The organism is Acidovorax sp. GW823-FHT02H02 (assembly GCF_058797075.1).
On sequence record NZ_JBXAJH010000025.1, the window covers coordinates 1 to 15,665 of the forward strand.

The 15,665-nt window shown below is 67.8% G+C and carries 20 protein-coding genes; 18 read left to right on the forward strand and 2 right to left on the reverse strand.

Translation table 11 applies throughout. The annotated features are described in order from the left end of the window. Positions 1-45: 45 nt before the first annotated feature. On the reverse strand, positions 46-216 hold the full coding sequence (locus tag AC1RDS_RS19650) for an SAM domain-containing protein (RefSeq protein WP_492227275.1): 171 nt from the start codon (positions 214-216) through the stop codon (positions 46-48). Positions 217-736: 520 nt separating this feature from the next. Continuing rightward, entirely contained in the window at positions 737-1,228 is a 492-nt protein-coding gene (locus AC1RDS_RS19655) for an MBL fold metallo-hydrolase RNA specificity domain-containing protein (RefSeq protein ID WP_490405728.1), read from the reverse strand. 288 nt (positions 1,229-1,516) lie between these two features. Here AC1RDS_RS19655 and AC1RDS_RS19660 point away from each other — a divergent pair, with 288 nt between their 5' ends. From AC1RDS_RS19660 to hypE, 18 genes are read left to right on the forward strand one after another with little or no spacing between them, the layout of a single operon-like run. Beyond that, positions 1,517-2,617, forward strand: a complete 1,101-nt coding sequence (locus AC1RDS_RS19660; protein WP_026436976.1) for a hydrogenase small subunit — start codon at positions 1,517-1,519, stop codon at positions 2,615-2,617. 29 nt (positions 2,618-2,646) lie between these two features. Then, positions 2,647-4,506 (forward strand): nickel-dependent hydrogenase large subunit, encoded by a 1,860-nt coding sequence (locus tag AC1RDS_RS19665; protein ID WP_026436975.1) that lies wholly within the window; start codon positions 2,647-2,649, stop codon positions 4,504-4,506. Between the two features lie 31 nt (positions 4,507-4,537). Continuing rightward, on the forward strand, positions 4,538-5,143 hold the full coding sequence (locus AC1RDS_RS19670) for a HupE/UreJ family protein (protein ID WP_108497742.1): 606 nt from the start codon (positions 4,538-4,540) through the stop codon (positions 5,141-5,143). A gap of 27 nt (positions 5,144-5,170) precedes the next feature. After that, a complete protein-coding gene (gene cybH, locus AC1RDS_RS19675) occupies positions 5,171-5,908 on the forward strand; it encodes a Ni/Fe-hydrogenase, b-type cytochrome subunit (RefSeq protein WP_026436973.1) in 738 nt (245 codons plus the stop codon). A gap of 1 nt (position 5,909) precedes the next feature. Then, positions 5,910-6,251: a HigA family addiction module antitoxin gene (locus AC1RDS_RS19680; RefSeq protein WP_233250309.1), complete on the forward strand. Its 342-nt coding sequence runs from the start codon at positions 5,910-5,912 to the stop codon at positions 6,249-6,251. 19 nt (positions 6,252-6,270) lie between these two features. Then, the gene (locus AC1RDS_RS19685; protein WP_108497741.1) at positions 6,271-6,939 is read left to right on the forward strand and encodes a HyaD/HybD family hydrogenase maturation endopeptidase; all 669 of its coding nucleotides are present in this window, start codon (positions 6,271-6,273) and stop codon (positions 6,937-6,939) included. Between the two features lies 1 nt (position 6,940). Next, entirely contained in the window at positions 6,941-7,243 is a 303-nt protein-coding gene (locus tag AC1RDS_RS19690) for a HypC/HybG/HupF family hydrogenase formation chaperone (RefSeq protein ID WP_026436970.1), read from the forward strand. 16 nt (positions 7,244-7,259) lie between these two features. Next, positions 7,260-7,757, forward strand: a complete 498-nt coding sequence (locus AC1RDS_RS19695) for a thioredoxin domain-containing protein (RefSeq protein ID WP_026436969.1) — start codon at positions 7,260-7,262, stop codon at positions 7,755-7,757. 37 nt (positions 7,758-7,794) lie between these two features. Then, positions 7,795-8,682 carry a hydrogenase expression/formation protein gene (locus AC1RDS_RS19700; RefSeq protein WP_026436968.1) on the forward strand — a complete coding sequence of 296 codons (888 nt, stop codon included), beginning with the start codon at positions 7,795-7,797 and terminating at the stop codon, positions 8,680-8,682. A 2-nt stretch (positions 8,683-8,684) separates the two neighbouring features. Next, positions 8,685-8,906 (forward strand): rubredoxin, encoded by a 222-nt coding sequence (locus AC1RDS_RS19705; RefSeq protein ID WP_369882093.1) that lies wholly within the window; start codon positions 8,685-8,687, stop codon positions 8,904-8,906. A gap of 8 nt (positions 8,907-8,914) precedes the next feature. After that, entirely contained in the window at positions 8,915-9,394 is a 480-nt protein-coding gene (hybE, locus tag AC1RDS_RS19710) for a [NiFe]-hydrogenase assembly chaperone HybE (protein ID WP_026436966.1), read from the forward strand. Then, positions 9,391-10,554 (forward strand): hypothetical protein, encoded by a 1,164-nt coding sequence (locus AC1RDS_RS19715; RefSeq protein ID WP_490405727.1) that lies wholly within the window; start codon positions 9,391-9,393, stop codon positions 10,552-10,554. The genes hybE and AC1RDS_RS19715 overlap by 4 nt, the downstream gene beginning before the upstream one ends. Then, positions 10,547-10,894 (forward strand): hydrogenase maturation nickel metallochaperone HypA/HybF, encoded by a 348-nt coding sequence (locus tag AC1RDS_RS19720; RefSeq protein ID WP_026436965.1) that lies wholly within the window; start codon positions 10,547-10,549, stop codon positions 10,892-10,894. Before AC1RDS_RS19715 ends, AC1RDS_RS19720 begins: the two co-directional genes overlap by 8 nt. A 32-nt stretch (positions 10,895-10,926) precedes the next feature. Beyond that, a complete protein-coding gene (hypB, locus tag AC1RDS_RS19725; protein ID WP_026436964.1) occupies positions 10,927-11,913 on the forward strand; it encodes a hydrogenase nickel incorporation protein HypB in 987 nt (328 codons plus the stop codon). A 10-nt stretch (positions 11,914-11,923) separates the two neighbouring features. Continuing rightward, complete coding sequence (locus tag AC1RDS_RS19730) at positions 11,924-13,105, forward strand: Kae1-like domain-containing protein (protein WP_026436963.1); 1,182 nt, start codon at positions 11,924-11,926, stop codon at positions 13,103-13,105. After that, entirely contained in the window at positions 13,096-13,344 is a 249-nt protein-coding gene (locus AC1RDS_RS19735; protein ID WP_026436962.1) for a HypC/HybG/HupF family hydrogenase formation chaperone, read from the forward strand. The genes AC1RDS_RS19730 and AC1RDS_RS19735 overlap by 10 nt, the downstream gene beginning before the upstream one ends. After that, positions 13,341-14,498 (forward strand): hydrogenase formation protein HypD, encoded by a 1,158-nt coding sequence (gene hypD / locus AC1RDS_RS19740; protein WP_026436961.1) that lies wholly within the window; start codon positions 13,341-13,343, stop codon positions 14,496-14,498. Before AC1RDS_RS19735 ends, hypD begins: the two co-directional genes overlap by 4 nt. Continuing rightward, positions 14,495-15,607 (forward strand): hydrogenase expression/formation protein HypE, encoded by a 1,113-nt coding sequence (gene hypE / locus AC1RDS_RS19745; protein WP_051248951.1) that lies wholly within the window; start codon positions 14,495-14,497, stop codon positions 15,605-15,607. Before hypD ends, hypE begins: the two co-directional genes overlap by 4 nt. The last annotated feature ends 58 nt before the right edge of the window (positions 15,608-15,665 follow it).

Genomic DNA, 15,665 nt, shown 5'->3' on the forward strand with positions numbered 1-15,665 from the left:
GATCTACCAACACCACCTCCGCGCCAGTGCTAGCTTTTCGTACCGTCACTTATTGCACTGAAAACGAGGAGACCCCAGCGCGGCCACCCCCAGCTCTTTGAGATCGGCATCGGTCAGATCGGGCAGCACCGACTCGTCGATGTGGTTGCTGGCGAAAGCCTGCGCGTATTCGCCCAGCCCGAGCGACTGCAACCAGGACGAGACATCGAGTGACATGGGCCACCTCCGGCGGACCAGTCTATGGTCGTGGGCGGGGTTCGTAAAGCGCCCTGAGACTGGCAAGGGCACCAACAAAAAAGCCCTTGGGATTCAAGGGCTTTGCTGTGTCGGCTGCTGTCGGCTGACCTCGACGGCTGTCAATTGGCGGGAGGGCGTCGTTCACATGACGGGCTGTAGGCCGCGTGGATTCTCGATTTTCTTGATTTGTTTTTCGAAGATACCACCAAAAATACCACCACGTCTCATCTACGGCTTTTCTGCCCTGAGTGAGTAGTTCAAAAAAAGCTTCTTGAGCATCCGGCGATTAGAGTATCTAGAAAAAAACGGTGCTACATGCTGATGACGACCCCTCCCGCGTCGCAGACACGTTGAGGCCGGCAGCCTGGGTCGTGCCCTCAAGGGCCTGAAACGCATCCGGTCCCGTACGGTCAGTAAGGACGTCAGGTTCCTCGCTTTGTCTGGGCCCTCGCCAAAGAGTTTCTTAGCAAGGTCTGGCTTTTGCGCTCTAAGCCATCCATTACAAACTGAACACTTGATCTTGTCGGGACACCACCGCATCCCAGCCCACTCCCCGTTTAATGCGCACGCGCAGCGCGTCTGCGGCGTCCGGCACTCCATGCACTATGAAGATACGCCGAGGCGCGCGCCGAAAACCGCCGAGCCAACGCAGCAATTCATTGCTATCGGCATGCGCAGACAGCATGGGCAGCTCCGCAACCTCTGCCCGCACCGAGACCCATTGACCGTGAATCTTCACCTCGCGCGCGCCTTGGAGCAACGTGCGACCTCGCGTGCCCGCCGCCTGGAAGCCAGAGAACAGGATGGTGTTGCGGTGAACTGGCCCAAAGGCGGCGATGTGATGGAGCACTCGTCCGCCAGTGGCCATGCCACTTGCGGAGACGATCACCTTGGGAAAGGGTTGGATGGCGTCGGGAGCCTCGTAGTCGTTGACGTTCTGCGCCAATGGAAGCTTCTTGAATAGTGTCACGAGGTATCGGTAGCGCTCGATGCAGTTGGCCCAGTTCTGGAAGGTAACATTTCACTTTGATGGCGGCTGTGGAATTTTATCTCTCAGTCGAAAGCCGAGACGATCTAAAGACTCGCATTGGGCGTAGTTGAAGGCCAAATAAAACAAGGACTTACGTGGGCCTCCCAGGGTATTCCCGCGAGGCGCATGCACTGGCGCGCGATTTGCAATGAAGACTCGCCCCCGCCCATAAGCGTGCCGCGTTGTCTCTCCATCCCGATGCGGACAGGACAGCGTGGTGCTCACCACAAGTACCTGGAGACATTCGCCATGGAAACCTTCTACGAGGTCATGCGCCGCAAAGGCATTTCGCGCCGCAGCTTTCTCAAATACTGCTCGCTCACGGCCACTTCGCTGGGCTTGGCGCCGTCCTTCGTACCGCAGATCGCGCACGCCATGGAGAACAAGCCGCGCACACCGGTGCTTTGGTTGCATGGCCTGGAATGCACCTGCTGCACCGAGAGCTTCATCCGCAGCGCCCATCCGCTGGCCAAGGACGTTGTGCTGTCCATGATCTCGCTTGATTACGACGACACACTGATGGCCGCCGCAGGCCACCAGGCCGAGGCGATCCTCGAAGAGATCATGACCAAGTACAAGGGCCAGTACATCCTGGCCGTGGAAGGCAACCCGCCGCTCAACGAAGACGGCATGTTCTGCATCCAGTCCGGCAAGCCCTTCGTGGAGAAGCTCAAGCACGTCGCTAAGGACGCCAAGGCCATCATCGCCTGGGGCTCTTGCGCGTCCTGGGGTTGCGTGCAGGCGGCGAAGCCCAATCCGACGCAGGCCACGCCCATCCACAAGGTCATCACCGACAAGCCCATCATCAAGGTGCCGGGCTGCCCGCCCATTCCCGAGGTGATGACGGGCGTGATCACCTACATGCTCACCTTCGACCGCGTGCCCGAGCTCGACCGCCAGGGTCGCCCGAAGATGTTCTACAGCCAGCGCATCCATGACAAGTGCTACCGCCGCCCGCACTTCGATGCCGGCCAGTTCGTCGAGGCCTGGGACGACGATTCCGCGCGCAAGGGTTATTGCCTCTACAAGGTCGGTTGCAAGGGACCCACCACCTACAACGCCTGCTCCACTGTGCAGTGGAACGAGGGAACGAGCTTCCCGATCAAGGCCGGTCACGGCTGCATCGGCTGTTCGGAAGACGGCTTCTGGGACAAGGGCTCGTTCTACGACCGCCTGACCGACATCCATGCCTTCGGCATCGAGGCCAACGCCGACCAGATCGGTGGCACGGCGGCCGGTGTGGTTGGTGCGGCAGTGGCCGCGCATGCGGCGATTTCGGTGGCCAAGCGCGTGCGCGACAACAACAACGCCAGCAAGCCGGAAGACAAGCGCACACCCGCCGACCACTGACTGACCCCACGACGAGAACGAGGAAAAAAATGGGTGCTTACGAAACTCAAGGCTTCCGCATGGACAACACCGGTCGGCGCATCGTCGTCGACCCGGTGACGCGGATCGAAGGCCACATGCGCTGCGAGGTGAACCTCGACAGCAACAACGTGATCCGCAATGCGGTCTCCACCGGCACCATGTGGCGCGGTCTGGAGGTGATTTTGAAAGGCCGCGACCCGCGCGACGCCTGGGCGTTCGTCGAGCGCATCTGTGGTGTCTGCACCGGTTGCCACGCGCTCGCGTCGGTGCGCGCGGTGGAAGACGCGCTGGACATCCGCATTCCGCTGAACGCCCACCTCATCCGCGAGATGATGGCCAAGACGCTGCAGGTGCACGACCACGCGGTGCACTTCTACCACCTGCACGCACTCGACTGGGTGGACGTGATCTCGTGCCTGAAGGCGGACCCGAAGAAGACGAGCGACCTGCAGCACATGGTGTCGCCGTCGCATCCGATGTCGTCGCCCGGCTATTTCCGTGATGTGCAGAACCGTTTGAAGAAGTTCGTGGAGAGCGGCCAGCTCGGCCCGTTCGCCAATGGCTACTGGGGTTCAAAGGCGTATGTTTTGCCGCCCGAGGCGAACCTGATGGCGGTGACACACTACCTGGAGGCACTGGACCTGCAGAAGGAATGGGTGAAGGTGCACACCATCTTCGGCGGCAAGAACCCACACCCCAACTACCTGGTGGGCGGCGTGCCGTGCGCGATCAACATCGACGGCGACGGCGCTGCGGGGGCCCCGATCAACATGGAGCGGCTGAATTTCGTGCAGGCCCGCATCCAGGAAATGATCGACTTCAACAACAACGTCTACGTGCCAGACGTGCTGGCCATCGGCACCATCTACAAGCAGGCGGGCTGGCTGTACGGTGGCGGCCTGTCGGCCACCAACGTGGCCGATTACGGTACGTACGAGAAGGTGCCTTACGACCACAGCACGCACCAGTTGCCGGGCGGCGTGATTCTGGATGGCGACTGGAACAAGATTCACGAGATCGACCCGCGCGATCCCGAGCAGGTGCAGGAGTTCGTGACGCACAGTTGGTACAAGTACGGCGACGAGACCAAGGGTCTGCACCCATGGGACGGCGTGACCGAGGCAAACTACAACCCCGAGGGGCCGAACTTCAAGGGCACGCGCACGAAGATCGAGCAGCTCGACGAATCGGCCAAATACTCGTGGATCAAGTCGCCTCGCTGGCGCGGCCACGCGGTGGAAGTGGGCCCGCTGTCGCGCTACATCCTGGGTTATGCGCACGCCACGCAAGGCAACAAGTATTGCCAGCGCGTGAAGCAGCAGGTGGACGAGGCGGCGGCGGCCATCAATAGCGGCATTCCGAAGGCGCTGGGCCTGCCCGAGACCAGGTACACCGCCAAGCAGCTCCTGCCGACCACCATTGGCCGCACGCTGGCGCGCGCACTGGAAAGCCAGTACGCCGCTGAAATGATGATGGACGACTTCAAGCAGATGGTCGACAACATCAAGGGCGGCGACAGTAGCACCGCCAACATCGAGAAGTGGGACCCGAAGACCTGGCCGAAGGAGGCCAAGGGCGTGGGCACGGTGGCTGCACCGCGCGGCATGCTGGGCCACTGGATCCGCATCAAGGACGGCAAGATCGAAAACTACCAGTGCGTGGTGCCCACCACCTGGAACGGCTCGCCGCGCGATCACAAGGGGCAGATCGGTGCCTTCGAGGCCTCGTTGATGAATACGCCAATGGTCAACCCTGAGCAGCCGCTGGAAATTCTGCGCACGCTGCACAGTTTCGACCCCTGCCTGGCCTGCTCCACGCACGTGATGAGCGAAGACGGGCAAGAAATGAGCCGCGTCACGGTGCGGTGAACATCCACCCCAGAACAACGAGGAGACTCCCATGAACGCAAAAACAACGCGCGGCCTGATCGCCGCCGCACTGCTCGCCGGCCTGGCCAGCACCTCGCAGGCCCACACCGGCCATGGCACCAGCAGTCTTTATGAGGGCCTGGTGCATCCCTTCGGCGCAGACCATCTTCTGGCCATGGTGGCCGTGGGCGTGTGGTCGGTCTCGGCGCTGCCGGCTGGTAAAGCCTGGCAGGGCCCGGTTGTGTTCCTGCTCGTGCTCATCGCCAGCGCCACGCTGGGCATGCTCGGCTTCACCGTGCCCTACCTGGAGCACGGCGTGTCGCTCTCGGTGGTGATGTTCGGCGCAATGCTGCTGCTCGCGCGCCGCGCCACCGTGACGCCTGCCATTGGCCTCGGGCTGATCGCAGCGGCCGCTTCGCTGCATGGCCTGGCGCACGGTTCCGAAACGCCCGAGAGCGGCTTTGCCGGCTACGCGGCGGGCTTCCTGATCACCACGGCGCTGCTGCATGGGGGTGGCGTGGGCATGGGCATGGGTATCAAGCGCTGGCTGGCCGAGCGCAGCGGCGTGGTGCTCGGTGGGCTGGGCGCGCTGCTGAGCGCGGCGGGCCTGTATCTCTTCGGGCAGCTTGCGGCCTGAGTCCACTCATTCCAGGAGGTCATCACCATGTCCGCCACACACCAACACACGCCTCACCACGCCACGGGTGCCGAGCGCGATGCGCTGGAACTGCAGCAGGGCCAGACGATCCGCTCGGTCTATGTGTACGAAGTGCCGGTGCGCCTCTGGCACTGGATCAATGCGCTCGCCATCACGGTGCTGTGCGTCACCGGCTATTTCATCGGTGTGCCGCTGCCTACCATGCCGGGCGAGGCCAGCGCGAACTACCTCATGGGCTACATCCGCTTCGCGCACTTTGCGGCTGGCTACATCATGGCCGTGGGGCTGGTGGGGCGCGCCTACTGGGCGCTCGTGGGCAACCACCACGCCAAGGAACTGTTCTGGGTGCCGGTGTTCCAGAAGGCGTACTGGCTCGAGGTGTTCAACATGTTGCGCTGGTACCTGTTTCTCATCCCGAAGCCGAACCAGTACGTGGGCCACAACCCGCTGGCGCGCTTTGCCATGTTCTTCTTCTACCTGATGCTGTCGATCTTCATGGTCGTGACCGGCTTCGCGTTGTACGGCGAGGGCTCGCAGATGGGCTCGTGGCAGGAGCGGATGTTTGGATGGGTGATCCCGCTGTTTGGTCAGAGTCAGGACGTGCACACCTGGCACCGCATGGGCATGTGGGGCGTGGTGTTGTTCGTCATCCTGCACATCTACGCCGCCATCCGCGAAGACATCATGGGCCGGCAGAGCATTGTGAGCACGATGATTTCCGGCCACCGCACGTTCAAGGAATGACGTGAGCCGCGCAGCCCGCTCCAGGTTCAGGGCGGCACCGGTGCAACCACCGGTGGGAGTGCCGCTGCGCGTGCCCACGCACCCAGGCCGCTTGCTGGCGCGCACCTGCCTGTTGCCGCTCTCGCTGAACCAGAGCGAAGCCGCGCGGCTGCTCGGCATGTCGCGCCGCCGGCTCCACGAGCTGGTGCACGGCCAGCGTGCCATGTCGCCCGACACCGCCATCCGCTGCGCGCGCGTGTTCCGCGTCGACGCCGCGTTCTGGCTGACGCAGCAGGCCGCCTGGGACAGCTTCCACGCCTGGAAGCGGCTGCGTTCCGCCTCTTCCCCTTCCTCATCCTTCTGATCTCCCAGTGAGCCCAGCCATGCGCCCCACCTCGCCCCAAACGACCTGTCACCCCGGTGGTGACACGCTGCCCACTTCCATCTGCGTGCTCGGCATCGGCAACCTGCTGTGGGCCGACGAGGGCTTTGGCGTGCGCTGCGTGGAAGCGCTGCAGCAGCGCCACGCGTTCGCGCCGCATGTGTCGCTGGTGGACGGTGGCACGCAGGGCCTGTACCTGATCCAGCACGTGCAGGAAGCGGACGCGCTGCTGATCTTCGACGCCATCGACTACGGCCTGGCGCCCGGCACGCTGAAGCTGGTGCGCGACGACGCGGTGCCGCGCTTCATGGGCGCGAAGAAGATGAGCCTGCACCAGACCGGCTTCCAGGAAGTGCTGTCGCTCGCGCAGCTCACGGGCAAGTACCCGTCGCGCGTGCTGCTGATCGGTTGCCAGCCGCAGGAGCTGGAAGACTACGGCGGCAGCCTGCGCCCGGTGGTGAAGGCCGCGATGGAAGAAGCGCTGTTGCTCGGCGTGGCCGAGATCGCGCGCTGGGGCGGCCAGCCCGCGCCGCGCTTGGCGCCGTTGAGCAGCCGCGAGACCGTAACCATGGACGAGCTTGCGCTCGCGGCCTACGAAACGCAGCGCCCCGCGCCGGAAGCGGCCTGCCGCGAAGGCGATGATCGCTTCTTCCCCAAAGAGGCGGCCTGACATGTGCATCGGCATTCCCATGCAAGTGACCGCTGTCGAGCCGGGCCATGCGGTGTGCGAAGGGCGCGGTGAACGCCGCCGCGTCAACACCGCACTGGTGGGTGACGTGGCGCCGGGCGACTGGCTGCTGGTGTTTCTGAGTGACGCGCGCGAGTGCATCGACGCCGCTCGCGCCAGCGAAGTCAACGCCACGCTGGATCTGGTGCTGGGCGCCATGCAGGGCGATGTATTGAGTGGCGATGCCGGCTTCGAGCTGCCTTCGCGCATGAGCGCCGAACAACTCCGCCAGCTTGCTGGCCCTTGATTTTCTGGAGACCTTCATGACCATCGAAACCGCTTTCCGCCCGCTGGCCGTCACCCCGCCCAGCACCGACCCCGCCGCGCCGCTGGTGATGCGCCTGGTGCGCGACTTCGGCGCCGCGCTGGTGGACGAAACCAGCGTGGCCGACTGGGCCGCGCTGCCCGGCGACCGCGTGCTGCTGCTCGCAGGCGACGCGGTGCGCTTCCCCGAAGGGCAGGACGTGGCCGCCGTGCTGCCCGAGCTGATGAAGGTGTTCCCCCAGCGCTTCGAAGTGGCCGCCGTGCCGCGCGACAGCGAAGACGCGGTGGCGCGCCGCTACGGCTCGCAGCGCTGGCCTTCGCTCCTCTTCTTCCGCGGCGGCCAGTACGTGACCGCCATCGCCGGCATGCAGGACTGGGACGTGTACCTGCAGGGCGTGGACGCCGCGCTGCGCATGCCGCCCTCACGCCCGCCCACCATCGGCATTCCGGTGGTGAGCAAGACCGCTTCTTCCAGCGACGCCGGCGGTTGCCACTGAACGCCACGCCTTCCCGCACCTTGCAAGGACACACCCCATGAAAGAATTCCCCATTCCCCTCGTGGCCCTGGGCCCCGGCACGCACACCGAGGACGATTCGCTCGACTACATGCCCATGCCGAAAGACATGGACACCTACCGCCCGCCGATGCTGCCCGAGCCCGAGGAACTCGCGGGCCTGGACCAGGCGCGCAACGCGCTGCAGCAGGTGCTGGCGCTGCTCGAGCGCGGCGCCAATGGCGGCGCGCCGGGCATGGTGCCGCTGGGCCGGCTGGCCCCGCGCGACTTCCAGGTCATCAACCAGGTGATGGGCGAGGGCGAGGCCAGTGCCATCGTGCAGCTGAGCGCAGGCAATCTGGAAGTGCGCGTGCAGGAATCGGTATTCGCCGGCGTCTGGCGGCTCATGACCTGGCGGCGCGGCGAGGGCGCAGACGAACCCGTGCTGGTGCCGGTGGACGACGCGATCGAGGTCGGCCCGGTGCCTTCGCTGTTCGCCGCCATCGCCGCCGAGGATGTGTGGGCCGAACAGCCCGTGTGGCGCGGCGAGCTGCCGCCCAACGTGCAGAACGCGCCACTGCTGGTGGACGAGATCCGCGACCAGGTGGCGCAGTGGCGGCCCGGCCAGGTGCCGCACGTGGTCAACCTCACGCTGCTGCCGGTGTCGCCGGAAGACATCGGCTTTCTGGACCACCAGCTCGGCACCGGCCGCGTGCTGATGCTGTCGCGCGGTTACGGCAACTGCCGCATCTCCAACACGCGCTTGCCGAACTGCTGGCGCGTGGTGTACTACAACTCCATGGACAAGGTCATCCTCAACACGGTGGAGGTGGTGGACATGCCCGAGGTGGCGATGGCCGCACCCGAAGACCTGCGCGACTCGCACGACCGGCTGCGCGAGGTGATGGCCTGGCTGGAAGGGAGTTGAGCGTGGAACACTTCGAAGGCTTCGAGGGCTCCTACCTCGGCAACCGCGAGGTGCTGCGGCCGGACTCGCGCCTGGAATGCAAGATCTGCTGGTGGGTGTACGACCCCGCCACGGGCGACCCGCAATGGCAGATTCCCGCCGGCACGCCCTTCGCCGATCTGCCCTCGCACTGGCGCTGCCCGAACTGCGATTGCGAACCCGATCAGTTTCTGTTGCTTCTATGAACGCCGCCTTGCAAACCCGCGTGCAGACCCTGGTGGATTTCTACCGCCGGGTGCAGGTCGAGCGCATGCAGGGCATTCCCTTGCTGAACGCGGCGCTGTGCGTGGAAGCGGTGGGCTTCGAATGGGGCGCGGACGCCGAAGAGCCGGTGGCCGAGGGCGTGCTGATCACGCCGTGGTTCATGAGCCTGGTGCGCCTGCCCGCGCCACCGCTGCCGCACGGCAACCAGGTGGGCCGCAGCTTCGTGCGCAACTTCGGCAGCGAGCGTTTCGATTTCATCGGCGCGCACGACCCCGCCATCGGCTACCACGAGACCTGCGCGCTGTTCTCACCCATGGGCGAATTCACCACCCAGGCGCTGGCGCGCGAGACCGCGCAGGAAGCGCTGGCGTTGGCCCGACCCGCGCCGGTGGCCACGCCGGTGCCGGTTGAACCCGTGCCGGCGCGCCGGGCGTTCTTTCTCGGTCGGGGTGCGGGGGTGCGCGCATGAGCGCAGCGGCCATGCCCGGCCTGCAGCAGCTCGCGGGCGCGCTGCGCATCACCCCCGGTGCGCCGCCGCCACTCGGTTTGATGAGCACACGCCAGGACTGGGCCGCGCGCATGGGCCATGGCGTGCCGGCGGCGCGCCTGCCCGGCCTCATGGGCAGCCTGTTCAACCTCTGCAGCCAAGCGCACCGCCTGTGCAGCCAGCTCGCCATCGACGCCGCCGCGCCCGGCCTGTTGCCGCCACAGGAGCGCGTGGCCGAACAGTTGCGCCGCGAGACCGCGATGGAGCACGTGCGCCGCATCGGCCTGGACTGGCCGCGCCTGCTGGCCGATGGCGCCGCGCGCAGCGCACACGCCGCCAGCGCGCTGTCCGCGCTGCGCCACTGGCCTTCGCCCACGCAGGCCCTGCCCGAACCCTGGCCGCCGCTGCGCGAGTGGCTGCAACACACGCTGCTGCAGATGCCCGCCGCCGACTGGCTCGCGGCCTGGCAGGCCGGCGGCCCCGACTGGCTGCACACCTGGAGCCGCCGCCACACTCACCACTGGATGCCCGCGCTGGTGGCCGGCGCGCGCAGCAGCGCCGACGGTTTCGCGCCGCTGTCGCCCGACCACGCGCTGCGCCCGCACGCCGAGCCGCCCGGCCTGCGCATGCTGGGCGCCACGCTCGCGCTCAAGCCGCAGTTCGCGCTGCGCCCGCAGTGGCACGGCGCCTGCGCCCACACCGGCCCGTGGACGCGCCTGGCCGGCGCGGCCGACGACACACCGCTGTCACCCTGGGCGCTGCTGGGCTGCCGCCTGGCAGAGCTGTCGCGCCTTGCGCTCGACGGTGGCGACGCCTGGCTGCACTGGGGCGGGCTTTCCACCGGGCCGAACCGGGGTCTGGCCTGGGTGGAGATGGCGCGCGGCCTGCTGGTGCACCAGGTGGAGGTGGACCCGGTGTCCCAGCGCGTGCTGGCCTGCCGCGTGGTCGCGCCCACCGAATGGAATTTCCACCCGCAGGGCGAGGTGGCCCGGCACGTGGCCCGGCTCGACCCCGCCCTGCCCGAAGCCGCGCTCGCGCGGCGCGTGAACCTGCTGGTGGCCGCGTTCGACCCCTGCGTGCCGTTCGCCATCGAACACCGCGCGTTGCCCCGCGCCCAGGCACAGGAGGCCGGCCATGCATGAAGCCAGCCTGGCCGGCGGCGTGCTCCAGCTGGTGGAAGAGACCGCCGCGCGCGAAGGCTTCACGCGCCTGCTGGCGCTGCGCCTCGAAGCCGGCCAGCTCGCGGGCGTGGACGTGCGCGCGCTGCGCTTCGCGCTGGAGGCGCTGGCGCCCGGCACGCTGCTGGACGGCGCGCGCATCGAGATCGACGAACCGGCCGGCCAGGCCTGGTGCCTGGGCTGCTCGACGACTGTGGCCCTGGCGCAGCGCGGCGACGCCTGCCCGGCCTGCGGCAGCTTCCACCTGCAACCGACCGGCGGCAGCGAATTGCGCGTGCTCGACATGCAAGTGGCCGATGATTGAAATGCCTCACGAGACAGAACAGGAGACTCGACATGTGCGTCGTATGCGGATGCAGTGACAGCGGTGCCACGCACCCACACCCCTCACACCAGCACCACCACGCCCCGGCCACGGAAGCGCCGGTGCAGGTGAACCCGGCCAACGGCGACCTGCACTTCGGCGCGGGCTCGGCCCGCGTGTCGGTGCCGGGCATGAGCCAGGCGCGCGCGATCAAGCTGGAGACCGACATCCTCGGCGCGAACAACCGCGTGGCCGCGCAGAACCGCGCGCACTTCGAGTCGCACGGCGTCACAGCGCTCAACCTCGTCTCGAGCCCGGGCTCGGGCAAGACCACGCTGCTGTGCGCCACCATCGAAGCGCTGAAGGCGCACGCGCCGGGCCTGGCGGTGTCGGTGATCGAAGGCGACCAGCAGACCAGCTTCGACGCCGACCGCATCCGCGCCACCGGCGCACCGGCGATCCAGGTCAACACCGGCAAGGGCTGCCACCTCGACGCGCCCATGGTGTCCGAGGCCTTCGCGCGCCTGCACACGCACGACCACGGTCATGACCACGGCCACCACCACCCTCACGCGCACAGCCTGTTGTTCATCGAGAACGTGGGCAACCTGGTGTGCCCCGCCGTGTGGGACCTGGGCGAGGCCGCGAAGGTGGCGATCCTGTCGGTGACCGAGGGCGAGGACAAGCCGCTGAAGTATCCGGACATGTTCGCCGCCGCCTCGCTCATGGTGCTCAACAAGATCGACCTGCTGCAGCACGTGCGCTTCGACGTGGCGCGCTGCATCGAACTCGCGCGGCGCGTGAACCCGGGCATCGAGGTGATCCAGCTCTCGGCCACCACGGGTGAGGGCATGGACGCATGGCTGCACTGGCTGGACCACCGCATGGGCCACGACCACCACCATCACCACCACGACGAAACCCACGGCAGCGAAACCGCGCTGCGCGAGCGCGTGCGCCAGCTCGAGGCCGAACTCGCCCGCACACGCGAGGCCCTGAGCGCCACCACCGCGGGCTGACACCAGCATCATGGAACGCACCGCCCCTTCCGTGCTCGCCTGCGGCGCCTGGCTGAAGAACGCCGCGTGCCTGCTCGACGCGCGCGGGCAGGCCCACTGGTCGCCAGTGCACGGCGACCTGAGCGACCCGGTGGCCTGCGCCGCACTGGAAGCCTCGGCGAGCGCGCTGCTGGGCCGGCACGGCCAGCCGGTGCAGGCGGTGGCGCACGACCTGCACCCCGATTTCTTCAGCACCCGCTTCGCCGTGGAACTCGCGGACGCGCTGGGCGTGCCCGTCATCGGCGTGCAGCACCACCACGCGCACATCGCGGCGGTGGTGGCTGAACAGGGAATCGAAGGCCCGGTGATCGGTCTCGCGCTGGACGGCGTGGGCCTCGGGGACGACGGCGAAGCCTGGGGCGGCGAACTGTTGCTGGTGGACGGCGCGCGGCTGCGGCGCCTGGGCCACCTGCACCCGCTCGCGCTGCCCGGCGGCGACCGCGCTGCGCGCGAGCCCTGGCGCATGGCCGCGAGCGCGCTGCACGCGCTGGAGCGCGGCGACGAGATCGTGCCGCGCTTCGCCCCAGCGGTGGGCGAGGCCACGGCGAGCGGTGTGCGGCAGATGCTGGACCGCCGCCTGAACAGCCCGCTCACCAGCAGCACCGGCCGCTGGTTCGACGCCGCCGCCGCCGCGCTGGGCCTGAGCGTGCGCCAGACCGACGAGGCCGAGGCCGCGATCGCGCTGGAAGCGGCGGCCAGCCGCTGGCTTGCGCACCACGCGGGCCCCGAGCCGCTGGCCGACGCGCTGGTGGACCTGCTCACCGACACCCTGCCCGATGGCCAGCACCGCCTGGACCTTCGCGGTCTGTTCGCGCGCCTGCTCGACGTGCCCGCGGAGCGCGTGGACGAAGCGGCGGCGGGCTTTCACCTCGCGCTGGCCGACGCGCTGGCGCACTGGGCCACACAGGCCGCGCGCGCACACGGCACACGCACCGTGTGCCTGGGTGGCGGCTGCTTCTTCAACCGTGTGCTGCGCGAGCGCGTGAGCGAACGCCTGCGCGCCGCCGGCCTCGCGGTGCACCTGCCAGGCTCCAGCGGCTGTGGCGATGCCGGTCTCGCCCTCGGCCAGGCCTGGGTCGCGGCGCGCCAGCTCGAAGCCGGCACCGCACACCACAACGACACCCACGAAAAGGAATCCCAACCATGTGCCTAGCCATACCCGCGCGGCTGGTGGAGCTGCGACCCGACGACCAGGCCGTGGTCGACCTCGGTGGCATCCGCAAGGAGATCTCCATCGCCCTGGTCGCCGACGTGCAGGTGGGCGACTACGTGATCGTGCACGTGGGCCACGCCATCGGCACCATCGACCCCGAAGAGGCCGAGCGCACGCTCGCGATGTTCGCGGAGATGGCGCAGCTGAATGAAGACGTGGTGGTGGAGACGATCAAATGAAATACATCGACGAATTCCGCGACGGCGAACTCGCCCAGCAGATCGGCGCGCGCATCGCCGCCGAGGCCGACCCGGCGCGCACCTACAGCTTCATGGAGTTCTGCGGCGGCCACACGCACGCGATCTCGCGCTACGGCGTGATGGAGCTGCTGCCGCCCAACGTGAAGATGGTGCATGGCCCCGGCTGCCCGGTGTGCGTGCTGCCCATCGGCCGCATCGACCAGGCCATCGGCCTCGCGCTCGCGCAGGGCGCCATCGTCTGCACCTATGGCGACACCATGCGCGTGCCGGCTTCGGAAAGCCTTTCATTGATCCGCGCGAAGGCGCGCGGCGGCGACATCCGCATGGTGTATTCCGCCGCCGACGCGCTCACCATCGCGCGGCAGAACCCGCAGCGCGAGGTGGTGTTCTTCGCCATCGGTTTCGAGACCACCACGCCACCCACCGCCCTCACGCTGCAGCTCGCGAAGCGCGAAGGCCTGACCAACTTCAGCGTGCTGTGCTGCCACGTGCTCACGCCCTCGGCCATCACGCACATCCTCGAATCGCCCGAGGTGCGCCAGTACGGCACCGTGCCCATCGACGGCTTCGTCGGCCCCGCGCACGTGAGCATCGTGATCGGCTCCGGCCCCTACGAACACTTCGCCGGGGAATACCGCAAGCCGGTCGTCATCGCGGGGTTCGAACCGCTGGATGTGATGCAGGCCATCCTGATGCTGGTGCGCCAGGTCAACGAAGGCCGCGCGCAGGTGGAGAACCAGTTCCGCCGCGCCGTCACCTCCGAAGGCAACCTGAAGGCGCAGGCCGTGGTGTCCGAGGTGTTCGAGCTGCGGCCCAGCTTCGAATGGCGCGGCCTGGGCGAGGTGCCGTACAGCGCGCTGAAGATTCGCGAGGCCTACGCGGCCTTCGACGCCGAGCGCCGCTTTGCGCTCGACTACAAGCCGGTGGCCGACAACAAGGCCTGCGAGTGCGGCGCGATCCTGCGCGGCGTGAAGCGGCCGACCGACTGCAAGATCTTCGGCACCGTGTGCACGCCCGAGAACCCGGTGGGCTCGTGCATGGTGTCGAGCGAAGGCGCCTGCGCGGCGCACTACACCTACGGGCGCTTCCGCGACATTCCGGTCGTGGCCGCCACCGAGGAGGCCACACCATGAGAGCCGACATCGACCAGACCGCCAGCGGCGAGGCCCCGGCGCCGAAGCCGGTGAAGAAGAACTACACCCGACCGCTCGACATCAAACACGGCCGCGTGGACATGGGCCACGGCGCGGGCGGCAAGGCGGCGGCGCAGCTGATCGAGGAACTGTTCCTCGCCGCCTTCGACAACCCTTACCTGCGCCAGGGCGACGACGGCGCGCGCCTGCCGCTGCCCGCGTTCCCAAACGGCCAGGGCCGGCTGGTGATGGCCACCGACGGCCACGTGGTCTCGCCGCTGTTCTTTCCCGGCGGCGACGTGGGTTGCCTGTCGGTGCACGGCACGGTGAACGACGTGGCCATGTCCGGCGCCACGCCGCTGTGGCTGAGCGCGAGCTTCATCCTGGAAGAAGGTTTTCCGCTGGCCGAGCTGCAGCGCATCGTGCGTTCCATGGCGGCGGCCGCGCGCGCCGCCGGCGTGCCCATCGTCACCGGCGACACCAAGGTGGTGGAGAAGGGCAAGGGCGACGGCGTGTTCATCAGCACCACCGGCATCGGCGTGGTGCCGCCGGGCGTGGACATCGCCGGGCGCAACGCGCGCGCGGGCGACGTGCTGCTGCTCTCCGGCACCATCGGCGACCACGGCGTGGCGGTGCTCTCGCAGCGCGAGTCGCTCGCGTTCGAGACCACCATTGAAAGCGACACCGCCGCGCTGCACACGCTGGTGGCCGCCATGCTGCACGCCGCGCCGGGCGCGGTGCGCGTGCTGCGCGACCCCACGCGCGGCGGGCTGGCCACCACGCTGAACGAGATCGCGCGCCAGTCCGGCGTGGGCATGCTGCTGCAGGAGGCCGCCATTCCGGTGCGCGCCCAGGTGGACGCGGCCTGCGAACTGCTCGGCCTGGACCCGCTGTACGTGGCCAACGAAGGCAAGCTGGTCGCGGTGTGTGCGCCCGAGGCGGCCGACGCGGTGCTGGCCGCCATGCGCGCCCATCCACTGGGCGCCGAGGCCGCGCGCATCGGCGAGGTCACCACCGACCCGCACCACTTCGTGCAGATGGCCACGCGTTTCGGCGGGCGGCGCGTGGTCGACTGGCTCAGCGGTGAACAGCTTCCCAGGATATGTTGACCCCCCTGCGTCGCCTTCGGCGCCTCCCCCCGAGGGGGCGACAACTTGGGCCGGCGAA

Bases quoted from the DNA above. Each gene is read 5' to 3' on its own strand.
- AC1RDS_RS19650 (WP_492227275.1), bottom strand. From the start codon at position 216: ATGTCACTCGATGTCTCGTCCTGGTTGCAGTCGCTCGGGCTGGGCGAA.
- AC1RDS_RS19660 (WP_026436976.1), top strand. From the start codon at position 1,517: ATGGAAACCTTCTACGAGGTCATGCGCCGCAAAGGCATTTCGCGCCGC.
- AC1RDS_RS19665 (WP_026436975.1), top strand. From the start codon at position 2,647: ATGGGTGCTTACGAAACTCAAGGCTTCCGCATGGACAACACCGGTCGG.
- AC1RDS_RS19670 (WP_108497742.1), top strand. From the start codon at position 4,538: ATGAACGCAAAAACAACGCGCGGCCTGATCGCCGCCGCACTGCTCGCC.
- cybH (WP_026436973.1), top strand. From the start codon at position 5,171: ATGTCCGCCACACACCAACACACGCCTCACCACGCCACGGGTGCCGAG.
- AC1RDS_RS19685 (WP_108497741.1), top strand. From the start codon at position 6,271: ATGCGCCCCACCTCGCCCCAAACGACCTGTCACCCCGGTGGTGACACG.
- AC1RDS_RS19690 (WP_026436970.1), top strand. From the start codon at position 6,941: ATGTGCATCGGCATTCCCATGCAAGTGACCGCTGTCGAGCCGGGCCAT.
- AC1RDS_RS19695 (WP_026436969.1), top strand. From the start codon at position 7,260: ATGACCATCGAAACCGCTTTCCGCCCGCTGGCCGTCACCCCGCCCAGC.
- AC1RDS_RS19700 (WP_026436968.1), top strand. From the start codon at position 7,795: ATGAAAGAATTCCCCATTCCCCTCGTGGCCCTGGGCCCCGGCACGCAC.
- AC1RDS_RS19715 (WP_490405727.1), top strand. From the start codon at position 9,391: ATGAGCGCAGCGGCCATGCCCGGCCTGCAGCAGCTCGCGGGCGCGCTG.
- AC1RDS_RS19720 (WP_026436965.1), top strand. From the start codon at position 10,547: ATGCATGAAGCCAGCCTGGCCGGCGGCGTGCTCCAGCTGGTGGAAGAG.
- hypB (WP_026436964.1), top strand. From the start codon at position 10,927: ATGTGCGTCGTATGCGGATGCAGTGACAGCGGTGCCACGCACCCACAC.
- AC1RDS_RS19730 (WP_026436963.1), top strand. From the start codon at position 11,924: ATGGAACGCACCGCCCCTTCCGTGCTCGCCTGCGGCGCCTGGCTGAAG.
- AC1RDS_RS19735 (WP_026436962.1), top strand. From the start codon at position 13,096: ATGTGCCTAGCCATACCCGCGCGGCTGGTGGAGCTGCGACCCGACGAC.
- hypD (WP_026436961.1), top strand. From the start codon at position 13,341: ATGAAATACATCGACGAATTCCGCGACGGCGAACTCGCCCAGCAGATC.
- hypE (WP_051248951.1), top strand. From the start codon at position 14,495: ATGAGAGCCGACATCGACCAGACCGCCAGCGGCGAGGCCCCGGCGCCG.